Raw genomic sequence first — 2,768 nt, forward strand, 5'->3', positions numbered from 1 at the left:
GCGCAGACGACGGCCAGAAGCGCGAGCACGTACGAGAGCAGCACCACCCACAGCAGGTGCGCGCGGATGAACAGGGTCAGAACGATGATCGGCGCGACGATCGCCACTCCCAGAGAGATCCACCTGAACACTCCGCGCCGAGTGAGGAACCAGTACAACGCCGCCACCGTGACCACGACGCCACCGGTCCCCACGAGGAACAACGCCAGGGTGCCCAGCACCCCGGCGAACAGCACGGGCACCGCCGCCGCACCGACGGCGAACGCGAACGCCACACGCGCCCACCAGCGCCGGGCACGGTCGCCGGTATCGGTGCCTGATCCGTTCACGTCGTTACCCCATCACCGGCGGCGCCCAACCTGGTAGCCCCAGCTCGGGTGTGTAGTCGGTCCAGTTCGACCACTGAATCTTCGGACATGACCGTGTCCTTCCTCGCGGCGGTACGACGTCCCGTCGTATTTCCATCTTCCGCCGGGCGCGAAGGCGATCGCAGCACATTGCACGTCTCGGGCTACGCCTTTCACGTCTCCGTCGGCAACGAGCATGAGTTCGCGGACGCCGAGCAGCGCGTCGAACTCTGATGCACACCGGCCCGGCCCCCAAGATTTCGTGGCGCCCGGTGGACACGTCAGCTTCGGTGTCAGTAGCGTTCCGGGGAACCGACGGGACGAGGTAGTGGCAATGGGTGTGTATGCGGTGACCGGTGCGGCCTCCGGAATGGGGAAGGCGAGCGCGGAACGGTTGCGGACGGCGGGGCACACCGTGATCGGGATCGACCTGAAGGAGGGCGACGTCGTGGCGGACCTGTCGACGTCGGCGGGACGTTCCGACGCGGTCCGGCAGACCCTCGAGCGGGCCGGGGGCCGGCTCGACGGCGCGGTCCTGGCCGCCGGTCTCGGCCCGGTGCCGGGCATGGAGCAGACCATCGCCGAGGTCAATGTCCGAGGGGTGATCGAACTGCTCGAGGGGTGGCGACCGGCTCTCGCGGCGGCGGGGAACAGCAAGGTCGTCGTCTTCGGCTCGAACTCGACGACGGCGACGCCGGCCGTCCCGATGTCGGCGGTCGCGGCGTTTCTCGCAGGGAATATCGGGAAGGGTGTGAAGCGGGCGGGCCGGATTCGGCAGGCGGCGGCCCCGTTCACCTACGCTGCATCGAAGATCGCCGTCACCCGCTGGGCGCGCCGGAACGCGGTGACCCCGGAGTGGGCGGGGGCGGGGATCCGGCTGAACGTTCTCGCACCCGGTGCTGTCGCAACCCCGTTACTCGACACCCAGCTCGAGAGTCGGGAAGGCAAGCGGGTCAGGGATTTCCCGGTGCCGATCGGCGGGTTCGGTGATCCCGGGCAGATCGCCGAATGGGTGGAGTTCATGCTTTCGCCCGCCGCGGATTTCCTCGTCGGCTCCGTCGTGGTCGTCGACGGCGGCAGCGAGGCGTGGTTCCGTGCCGACGACTGGCCGCGGCCGGTACCGGTGTGGAAGGTCCTGCGCTACGTGCGGCGAATGCGAAGCTTCGGCCGCACGTAGCTACTTCACCGTCTCCGGCTCAGGGACGGCGGGTCGGTAGAACACGGCGAGATGCAGGGCTGACATTGCGAGCCCGCCGCCCAAGGCGAGCAGCAACCTCCACCAGCCGTTGCCGACGTCCGTCAGCCCCAATGCTTCGTCGACCGACCAGGATCCCGGTCCTGTGGTCGCTATCGCGACGCCCACCGCGGCGAGCACCAGGTTGTACTCCCAGCCGTTACTCGTGACGAAGAATGACTTGTGCACCGTGTACGCAGCCACGAACATCACGGTGACGAACGCGGCCCCTGCCACTGGGGTGAGAAGCCCCAGTACCAGGCAGATTCCGGCCACCAGTTCCGTCGACGCCGCGAGCCGCGCATGCAGCATCCCGGGTTTCATGCCGATGCTGTCGAACCACCGCGCGGTTCCAGGAATCCGGCCACCACCGTAGAACTTGTTCAATCCGTGTGCCGCCATGGTGAATCCGCACACCATGCGGACAATCAGCAACCCGAGATCCAACGACGCCGAACTGGTCACGATCATGTTCCTTCTATACCTTCTGCGGTTCGCTGGCTTTGAGCATGTCTTCGCGTTCGACGACCTTGATGCGTTCGCGGCCTTCGGGTTCGCCGAGGCTGCGTTCGTGGGCGTCGAGGCGGTACCAGCCCTGCCAGGTGGTGTAGGGAACCTGTTTGTCTTCGAGGAACTCGATGATCGCGTTCTCGTCTGGGCGGGCGGGTTCGGCGAAGGTGGGCCGGTCCTCGAGCAGGTTCGCGACGGTTTCGTTGGCGTCGCCCTTGGTGTGGCCGATCAGGCCGACGGGGCCGCGTTTGATCCAGCCGGTGACGTAGGTGGCCGGCATGAAACGGGCCGGCGTGGAGCCTGCGGAATGCCCAGATCGGCTAGCCCCCTCGGCGGTGTCGTCGGCGCCAGGCGTGGAGCCTGCGGAATGCCAGTTCTCGTTCAGTACGCGTCCGGCTTCGTTGGGGACGGTGCCGGCTTGTTCGTCGAAGGGGAGCCTGGCGATGTTTTGTGAGAGGTAGCCGACGGCGCGGTAGACGGCTTGGACGTCCCAGTCGTTGAAGGTGCCGGTGCCCTTGACGTTGCCGGTGCCGTCGAGTTGGGTGCGTTCGGTGCGGAGGCCGACGACCTTGCCGTTCTCGCCGAGGACTTCGGTGGGGGATTCGAAGAAGTGCAGGAACAGTTTGTGGGGGCGGTTGCCGGTGTCGCGGATGGCCCAGTCCTGCAGGGTGTTGTCG

3 protein-coding genes and 2 pseudogenes are annotated in these 2,768 nt (G+C 67.0%); 2 read left to right on the forward strand and 3 right to left on the reverse strand.

What is annotated here, in order from left to right:
• Positions 1–329: pseudogene (locus WAW17_RS27740) on the reverse strand (diacylglycerol kinase); the annotation flags it as partial.
• Positions 330–416: 87 nt separating this feature from the next.
• On the opposite strand from WAW17_RS27740, the gene WAW17_RS27745 reads away from it, so the two are divergent.
• Together WAW17_RS27745 and WAW17_RS27750 are read left to right on the forward strand one after the other, a co-directional pair.
• Positions 417–581, forward strand: a complete 165-nt coding sequence (locus WAW17_RS27745) for a hypothetical protein (RefSeq protein WP_422336073.1) — start codon at positions 417–419, stop codon at positions 579–581.
• Between the two features lie 100 nt (positions 582–681).
• On the forward strand, positions 682–1,524 hold the full coding sequence (locus WAW17_RS27750; protein WP_422336074.1) for an SDR family oxidoreductase: 843 nt from the start codon (positions 682–684) through the stop codon (positions 1,522–1,524).
• Here WAW17_RS27750 and WAW17_RS27755 read toward each other — a convergent pair whose 3' ends face one another.
• Together WAW17_RS27755 and WAW17_RS27760 are read right to left on the reverse strand one after the other, a co-directional pair.
• Positions 1,525–2,052, reverse strand: coding sequence for a DoxX family protein (locus WAW17_RS27755; RefSeq protein WP_422336075.1), 528 nt, complete (start codon positions 2,050–2,052; stop codon positions 1,525–1,527). It abuts the gene before it with no gap.
• A gap of 7 nt (positions 2,053–2,059) precedes the next feature.
• Positions 2,060–2,768, reverse strand: a pseudogene (locus tag WAW17_RS27760) (pyridine nucleotide-disulfide oxidoreductase); the annotation flags it as partial.

This window comes from Rhodococcus sp. (in: high G+C Gram-positive bacteria), assembly GCF_049286785.1.
Taxonomy (GTDB): domain Bacteria; phylum Actinomycetota; class Actinomycetes; order Mycobacteriales; family Mycobacteriaceae; genus Rhodococcus_F.

Excerpts from the sequence above, each read along its gene's own strand:
- WAW17_RS27745 (WP_422336073.1), top strand. The coding sequence starts at position 417 with ATGACCGTGTCCTTCCTCGCGGCGGTACGACGTCCCGTCGTATTTCCA.
- WAW17_RS27750 (WP_422336074.1), top strand. The coding sequence starts at position 682 with ATGGGTGTGTATGCGGTGACCGGTGCGGCCTCCGGAATGGGGAAGGCG.
- WAW17_RS27755 (WP_422336075.1), bottom strand. The coding sequence starts at position 2,052 with ATGATCGTGACCAGTTCGGCGTCGTTGGATCTCGGGTTGCTGATTGTC.